This is a genomic window from Dolichospermum sp. UHCC 0352 (assembly GCF_009711925.1).
Taxonomy (GTDB): Bacteria; Cyanobacteriota; Cyanobacteriia; order Cyanobacteriales; family Nostocaceae; genus Dolichospermum; species Dolichospermum lemmermannii.
The window spans coordinates 1-8,498 of record NZ_VIKY01000158.1 but is presented as its reverse complement, the minus strand read 5'-3'; the positions used below and the strand labels follow the sequence as shown (position 1 = coordinate 8,498).

8 protein-coding genes are annotated in these 8,498 nt (G+C 40.1%); 7 read left to right on the top strand and 1 reads right to left on the bottom strand.

Features of this window, described 5'->3' with window-relative positions:
* The coding region (locus FJR06_RS11035; protein ID WP_168651428.1) for an RNA-guided endonuclease TnpB family protein at nt 1–1,063 on the bottom strand (1,063 nt) is incomplete at its 3' end.
* Nucleotides 1,064–1,113: 50 nt separating this feature from the next.
* Between FJR06_RS11035 and FJR06_RS11030 the strand changes: the two genes are divergently transcribed.
* The 7 genes from FJR06_RS11030 (at nt 1,114) to FJR06_RS11000 (ending at nt 8,431) form a co-directional block, all read left to right on the top strand.
* Nucleotides 1,114–1,344, top strand: coding sequence for a hypothetical protein (locus FJR06_RS11030; RefSeq protein WP_168651427.1), 231 nt, complete (start codon nt 1,114–1,116; stop codon nt 1,342–1,344).
* Between the two features lie 120 nt (nt 1,345–1,464).
* Nucleotides 1,465–2,442 carry a DUF362 domain-containing protein gene (locus FJR06_RS11025; protein ID WP_148761555.1) on the top strand — a complete coding sequence of 326 codons (978 nt, stop codon included), beginning with the start codon at nt 1,465–1,467 and terminating at the stop codon, nt 2,440–2,442.
* Nucleotides 2,443–2,538: 96 nt separating this feature from the next.
* Nucleotides 2,539–3,510, top strand: coding sequence for a serine protease (locus FJR06_RS11020; protein WP_168651426.1), 972 nt, complete (start codon nt 2,539–2,541; stop codon nt 3,508–3,510).
* A gap of 22 nt (nt 3,511–3,532) precedes the next feature.
* Nucleotides 3,533–4,258, top strand: a complete 726-nt coding sequence (locus FJR06_RS11015; protein ID WP_168651425.1) for a hypothetical protein — start codon at nt 3,533–3,535, stop codon at nt 4,256–4,258.
* Nucleotides 4,259–4,832: 574 nt separating this feature from the next.
* Nucleotides 4,833–5,885 (top strand): permease, encoded by a 1,053-nt coding sequence (locus FJR06_RS11010; RefSeq protein ID WP_015080940.1) that lies wholly within the window; start codon nt 4,833–4,835, stop codon nt 5,883–5,885.
* Between the two features lie 210 nt (nt 5,886–6,095).
* Complete coding sequence (locus FJR06_RS11005; protein ID WP_168651424.1) at nt 6,096–6,860, top strand: TIGR03943 family protein; 765 nt, start codon at nt 6,096–6,098, stop codon at nt 6,858–6,860.
* A 71-nt stretch (nt 6,861–6,931) separates the two neighbouring features.
* Nucleotides 6,932–8,431, top strand: a complete 1,500-nt coding sequence (locus tag FJR06_RS11000; RefSeq protein WP_015080938.1) for an Ig-like domain-containing protein — start codon at nt 6,932–6,934, stop codon at nt 8,429–8,431.
* Nucleotides 8,432–8,498: the final 67 nt, after the last annotated feature.

Genomic DNA, 8,498 nt, shown 5'->3' with positions numbered 1-8,498 from the left:
AACAACGAATCGCACCATCTCTATCCATTACACAACCGCATTTACAAATATGCGTTCTGGTGGATAGAGATTTTTTAACGATTTCACCACAGCTAGAGCATTCTTGGCTTGTGTATTGCGGATTAACCGCTACCGTGACTCTCTTGAATACTTTTCCAAAATATTCAAGCCAAACACGAAACTGATACCAAGATGCGTCGTTAATAGACTTGGCTAAACAATGATTTTTCACCATATTTTTAATTCTCAAATCTTCGTAGGATATCAAGTCGTTTGACTGAACTACGCACCGTGCTAATTTCACAGCATGGTCTTTACGTTTCCTACTTATTTTGAGGTGGCGTTTACTTAAAATCTGTCTAGCCTTGCCTCTATTTTTTGAACCTTTGACTTTCCTAGAAACACGACGTTGTGAACGTTTAAGAACCTTTTCTCCCTCACGAAGAAATTTAGGGTTCTCAATCATTTCACCATTGGAATCTGTGTAGTATTCTTTTAAGCCTACATCCAATCCAATCGTACTTCCTGATGGAGTTATATCTTCTTGGCGATTAACGTCAATACAAAACTGACAATAATAACCATCAGCCCGTTTGACTAATCTGACTCGTTTGATTTGATTTATTTGATAAAAATGCAAATCACGAGTCCCTTTGATTTTTAATCTACCAATACCTTTTTTATCGGTAAATGTGATAGATTTACGATCTTCTGAAAGTTTCCATCCTGATGTTTTGTATTCAACAGAACGGCAATCTTTTTGAAATTGAGGATATCCTTTTAAACCAGGAATATTCTTCTTGGAATTATCATAAAACCGAGAGATAGAAGACCATGCTCGTTCAGCACTGGCTTGTCTAGCCATTGAGTTAAGTTCATTAGCGAATGGAAAATTAGCTGCTAAAACAGCGCAATATTTCTGCAAGTCGTTTTTGCCCGTGTCTTTTATGTCCATCCATAGCCGAATACAGCTATTGCGAACGAATTGAGCGGTACGAATTGCATCATCTATTGCACTGAATTGAACTGATTTTCCGTAAGTCTTGAACTCAAAAACTAGCATCGTTTTCACCTCCAGTCTTATACTACATTTTGTGCAGTAAGATAGTCAAGATGATTAATGGTGAAATATTGAAGGCGGTTAAAACCGTGGTCAGTGAGCTTGTCGAACTGCCCGTGCCGTTTTTCATCCCCTGTCTAAAGCACGAAAGACGGAACTTCGTTCCTGTTTCTCAGGGGCTTTCAAACTTTCCGGGCTATCTTGTAAATCTTGCGAGCGTGATTTTAGCTGTTTCATCTACCCTGAGAAATAAAATAAATATTAGCAAAATTAGTATTTCATAAAACTCCCTACCATAACTGTTCTTTAGATTCATCTTTGTGAAAGTAGGAAGAACTTTTCCACTATAGTTTAATTTTTGATACAGTATTAATGCTGAATGTAATATAACGCAATTATTTTCCATGTCAACACAAAAACCATCTGTTAGTCTCATTCGGGCTAAATCCTACGAACAGGAAGCTTTAAAAGAATCCTTAGAAACACTGCTAGAACCTTTAGGGGGCATGGCTGCTTTTGTCAAACCAGGCAACCGCGTTTTACTCAAACCCAACCTGCTCACAGGTTCTCGTCCTACTAAAGAATGTACCACCAGACCAGAATTAGTGCGTGCTGTTGCCGAAATGGTAATTGCTGTGGGTGGAAATCCATTTTTAGGAGATAGTCCCGCTTTTGGTAGTGCTAAAGGTGTGGCCATAGCGAATGGTTTATTACCAATTTTAGAAGAACTAAAATTACCACTGGTGGAATTTCACGGGAAACGTTATCAAACCGTCAACGACAATTTTAATCACTTGCTTTTATCGAAAGAAGCAATGGAAGCAGACGTGATTATTAATCTGCCTAAAGTTAAATCTCATATGCAATTAACCCTAACTTTAGGAGTTAAAAATCTCTTTGGTTGTGTTCCTGGGAAAATGAAAGCTTGGTGGCACATGGAAGCAGGTAAAGATGCTAACAAATTTGGAGAAATGTTAGTAGAAACTGCCAGAGCAATTAATCCAACTTTAACAATTTTAGATGGAATTATTGGTCATGAAGGTAATGGACCAAGTGGGGGAGAACCTCGGAAATTAGAAATTCTAGCAGCTGCGAGTAATGTATTTGCTTTAGATAGAGCAATGTTAGAAATTCTCCAAGTTGCACCCGCACAAGTTCCCACAGTTGCAGCTTCCCAAAGATTGGGAATATGTCCCGAATTAAGTGATATTCACTTCCCGAATTTATCACCCGATTTATTACAAATTACAGATTGGCAATTACCCGAAAAGTTAATGCCCATAGATTTTGCCATGCCCCGTGTGATTAAGTCTACTTTTAGGCATCTTTACATCAGGTTTATCAAAGAACCTATGAGCGCTTATACTGGAGGACGCTTGTAAGGTAAAGTATGGGCAGGGAGTAAATTCCCTGTCTAAACCCATTGATTCTACCAAGTAGGTGTGATACCATCTCACTTAAGTCATTTGTATGTAAATATGAATCTATCTAACCAAATACTGAAAAATAATTCTGCTATTTTCTCGGTTACGGTGTCAATATTTGTATTTTTTGTAGCATTGATTCCCGCCCAAGCGGGAAAACTTGAGGACGCTGCCCAACAAACTACAGTACAAATTAATAGTGAAGGTAGTGACTCTCCCGGCGGATCAGGTGTAATTATTGACAAAAAAGGAAACCTTTACACCGTTCTAACGGCTAATCATGTTGTATGTGATGCCATACAGGGACGCAAACCAGTTACCTGTAGCACGGGCATTAATTACACAATTCATACTTATAATGGCAAAGATTATCCCATTAAAGACCGTCAAATATTCCAAAAAAATCCGAAAGACCCAGATTTAGCCATAGTTACCTTTGAAGCTCAGGAAAACTATCCTGTCGCTGCTTTAGGAAATTCTGAAGAGGTAAAAATTGGGGCAGAGATTACAGTAACCGGATTTCCCAGTATTTTTCGTAATAAAGGCAGGAATAGAACATATACTGTCACACCAGGTAAGGTAGTCACTTTCAATCCTGGAGCGGATAACGGTTACAGATTGGTATACAATGCCACTACCTTTATTGGTAATAGTGGGGGTCCTGTATTTGATATTTATGGTAGAGTTATCGGTATTCACGGACTGGCAGATGCAGATGGCGGAGATGACAATGATTCTGGTCAGTCAGAAACAAGAGTCAGACGAAAACCAATCACACCCGTGAAAAAGCCAGGAATTGGACAACAGGAAACCGGAACATCCACGCAGCAAAAAACAGGATTTAATGCGGCAATTCCTATTAACATCTTTTACTCTCTAACCGGGCGGAAACCTCCTACTGGGGGTGAGATTCCACCTATACTGCCGCCTAAACCAGTATCACCAACTAATAGTGTTCCCGTAAGACCCGCTAAATATATAGCACCAACCCAGCCAGTAAATGTTTGCCCCGGTTATAGCTGTTAAAAAAATTAATGAGGGAATTATCATGTGGAAAAAGTATTTAAGTAGTTTTTCGACTGCATTAGTAATCACAGGATTCTTAAATGGATGGCAAGGAAGAGCGATCGCTCAAACTACTATTGAGGAAGATAAACTTAATACAGATAAGGGCATTTATTGGGCTGGTAGTGGGTTTCCATTTAGCCAAGTAGCCAATATCAAAGATACACTTGTTGATGCCACACTAGGCAAAGTTGTCATAGATCGGCACGGTGAAGGGACAAGTGACTTTAGCAGCTTTATTACTGGGACTGGTCCATTTTCTAGTCCTTTTCCCGGTAGATTTGTGGTTGTTTCTTTCTGGGGTAGTAAAATAGAAGGGTGTTTTGTGAAAATGGTTATCCAATCATCACCTAACAACGGTCAAGCAGAATTGAAAGCATTAGTTCCTAAAACTATACAACTAGGACTTAATAATCAGATTCTGGAACTATCTCGCAGCGAAAGCACCAAAGTCAGAGCATTTAAGGGTGATTACACGTATACTGGGACTCAAAACTCTAAACGTTCCAGCACTTGGTATATGACAGATACCAGCTTTGCTATTGATAGCACGGCTGCTAATTTGTTGAAAAATGCACCCCAAAAAGAAATACGTATGCGTTTAACCTTTGCTAATGGTGATACTAAAATTATCCCTATTGGTAAGGGTACAGTTGAAAAGTGGTCAGAAGCCTACGGGTTTAATTCGGCTTGTATTGCCCCCAACTGAAAAACCCATTATTCAGGGTCAAGCGCAATGCTATACTCTTTGGCAAAATTATTAGATTTCATCCTACCTTCCGCACCCTAAACTGTCACACAACGAAAATTGGTCGTTTGGAGATTTGGTTTTAGCGATCGCCTACCAATATTTCTTGGTTTTGGTACAAAATACAACATTAAATGGGGATAAAAATCAGAAAAAACCGATTGTGACACCGGGGGGTGCGGAATGTGGGTTTCATGAAAATTAAAAAATTAAATATATTTCATCCAGCATTCTTGTAGAGACGTTCCATGTAACGTTTATATATTTTTTTGTGGATATGTCTAATAACTTATCTAGCCGTTGTCCATAAGTTGTAAATTTAGCAATGGTAGGCAAAAGACAAGCAATTTTTTCATAAATTATTGAGGACTGCTATAATTTCCTCACTATAATGGGATTTAATTTTAGCTGCTTAATCAATGATCCCCGTATCGCTTTAGTATAGGTTGGTGTTAGCCATATTTCTCGCTACCCTATTAAATGAAATGACAACACAAAACTCTAAAACTCAGAACTGCTGTTGAATACAACGCCCATGAATCAACTGAACAATGGTTTTACAATATTTCTCAGTCTACTAGTGGAGGCGATGCCATTTTTACTGCTGGGTGTATTTTTATCCAGTCTATTACTATTATTTGTCGATGAAAGTAAATTGGTGGAGAAAATGCCCAGAAATCCCCTATTGGGGGCTTTATTTGGCAGTATGATCGGCTTTTTGTTTCCAGTTTGTGAGTGCGGTAATGTGCCTGTGGCCAGACGGCTATTGATGCAGGGAGTACCCACACCAGTAGCAATTGGCTTTTTATTAGCAGCACCGACAATTAACCCAATTGTCATTTGGTCAACTTGGACTGCATTCCGGGATCAACCAGAAATAGTAGTGTTAAGAGTGGTATTTTCCCTAGCCATTGCGACTATTATTGGTTTTATCTTCAGCTTTCAACCGGATTTAGTTCCCTTTCTGCAACCATCAATCGCCCGTTATCTTAAATTTAACCCCCCAGCACCACCGAAAACAAACCGCAGGGGACGACAATCTCAAGTACAACCCCAAACTAATACACCGAGTTTATTGCAATCAGGAACATATATTCTTGGTGGCACAACGGGAGCATCGAAACGTATAGATGATAGTTACAGTGAAGTCGCTGCCATTTCTAACTTCAGTAAACCCTTATCAGAGAAACTCCGCTCCCTATTAGATAATATTATCCAAGAACTCCGGGAATTAGGCGGAGTCATGGTATTAGGCAGTGCGATCGCCGCCGCTACCCAAGTTTTAGCCCCCCGTGACCTGATTATTAGTCTTGGGGCTGGGCCAATTAGCTCGATTTTAGCCATGCTAGTATTAGCAGCAGTTGTATCAATATGCTCCACAGTTGATGCCTTTTTTGCCCTGTCTTTTGCTTCCACCTTTACTAGCGGGTCATTGTTAGCATTTCTAGTCTTTGGACCGATGATTGATATTAAAGGTATTGGTTTAATGCTCTCAATTTTTAAGCCAAAAGCCTTGATATATCTGTTTTTATTAGCTGGACAATTGACACTTTTATTCACCCTATTTCTGAATCTGCACGTGATCTGAATCAAGATTGGGTCTCTTTTGAGCAAAATTTTCTTTTTTCCCCCTCAAATGTGGGGTGTGAGGTATGGGGTTTAAATCCTGGGAAGGTGGGAATATAGTAATTGGAGATTGAAAAAAAGGTAGTCGGTAATTTTCTAAAATAATTTCTGTTCCCCCTTCCCTCCTCCCTATTCCCTCTTACCTATTCCTTATGATACCTAAATAACTTTAATGCTAAATTCCCAAACTAAAGCCCCAAATAAATTCATCCCTTGGCTAGATGTATTAGCCATTACAGCTTGGGGTATTCTGATGTTGAAATATTGGCTAACGGGCAAACTCTACTTATTGATTCACCCGGATTTCTTTTGGCTAGTAGTTGTCGCCGGCATAGCCTTATTAATCATTGGTTTCTCTAAGGGATTGCAACTGTGGAAACACCGTCACCTTCCCCAAATACCTAGTGCTGGGCATATTAATTTGTTTCCCCCTGGTTGGGGCAGTTTCCTGTTACTAACAACGGCAATTTTAGGATTAATGATTACACCTCGTGTCTTTGCGAGTCAAACAGCCCTAGATCGGGGTGTGACTGAATCAACAGGTGTTAGTCGCACTCAACCCCAGGCATTTCGGGCTACAGTTCGCCCAGAAGAGCGATCGCTTGTAGATTGGGTCCGCACATTGAATGTCTATCCCGAACCGGACGCATACACAGGGCAAAAGGCAAAAGTCCAGGGATTTGTGATTCATCAACCTAACGTCAGTGAAGAATATATATTTTTAGCCAGATTTGTTCTCAGTTGTTGTGCCGCAGACGCTTATCCCGTGGGATTACCAGTCCAAATATCTGGATCACGTCAACAGTACCCCCCTGATACATGGTTAGAAATAGAAGGACAAATGACAACACAAACTGTCGGAGAGAAACGCCAACTCACTATCAAAGCCAACTCCCTGAAAAAAATTCCCCAACCTCAAAATCCTTACAGTTATTAGTCAGTTGTCAGTTGTCAGTTGTTAGTTGTCAGTTGTTCCCTAATCTAAAATCCAAAATCTAAAATTGTTAGATGAACAAATCCTATAAACTTATTCAACCCTTAGACGGAATTGCGATCGCCGTCATGCTCCTACTGAGTGTGTTGATTGGGTTAATCATCTGGAAAGGTGATGTAGTCAAACCTATGGTTCGCACCTTTACCTGGGAAAATCAACAAATTGGCGCTGAGGATCTCTCCTTCTCCCTCACCTTTAGTCGGCCAATGGACTCCAAAAGCATCGAGGAGAATTTAAAAATAGATCCACCTCTAGCCGGTAAAACCAGTTGGGCTGGCAGAAGAATGGTGTACACACTCCTTACCCCAGCCCCCTACGGCACAAACTACCAAGTCAAACTAGAAAAAGGTCAAGATAAATATTCCCAAGCGGAAGGAAAAAACCGCGTCATGCAGCCCTTTACAGGTAGCTTTTCTACCCGCAATCGCGTCATCCTTTATATTGGCTCGGCACCAGAAGTCCAAGGGCAGTTGGTACTTTATAATTTAACCCAAGAACAAAAAAAAGTTCTTACCCCCAAAGACTTAATTGTGATGGATTTTGAACCATTCCCCAATGGTGAAAAAATCCTCTTCTCGGCTCGTTCTGCTAAAAATCCTGATTTACTTTCCGCCCAACTTTATACAGTCAGCACAGGTATTTCTAGTCAAATTGGGACAGAAATAGCCGCCGCAGGGAAAGTTGACCTAATTTTAGATAACAAAGAATATCAAAATCTCAAATTTGACCTTTCAGCCGATGGCAAAATTATTGTTATTCAAAGAGGTAAACGAGATAATCCCGGTGATTTTGCTCTCTGGTACTTATCAACCAGCAATGATAATTCCGCCGAAAAACCCACGCCAAAACGGTTACAAGGGCAGCCTGGTGGAGATTTTCTGATTACACCCGATAGCAAAGCCGTAGCAGTTTCCCAAGGACAGGGGACAGCAATTGTATCTTTAGACGGTGATAGCAACAAACCTCTCGATTTTCTGCCTCAATTTGGCTTAGTCCAAGCTTTCTCTAAGGACGGTTCCCAGGCAGCGATGGTCAAATTTAATACTGATTATACGCGAGATTTGTTTTTAGTCACCAACCAAGGTGTACAAAAACAATTATTAAAAACTACAGGCTCAATTCTTAGCTGTCAGTTTGATCCGGCTTCCCCTAGTCTTTACTGTTTAGTTACCCAACTTATTTCTAAAGAACAATACATAGAACAACCTTACTTGGTATCCATTGACTTGAAAACAGGCAAGCAAAAACCATTGTTAATCTTGCCTCCGGCTCAACGTAATGTGCAAACCAGTTTAGCACCTGACGGTTTAGGCTTCTTATTTGACCAAGTAGTTCCCATTGCCAATAACACCACACCATTACCCGCAAACACCTTAAAAACTGATGATGGTGAACCCATTGCTAGTAGTAGTCTCTGGTTAATGCCCATGCTACCTATAGCTGATAATACCAATATTGACATTAAACCAGAACAACTACCTCTCATGGGCTTTCATCCCCATTGGCTACCCTAATTAATTGACAATTGACAATTGACAATTGACAATTATTAATTATAAGGAGAATGCCGAAAACCCTTGA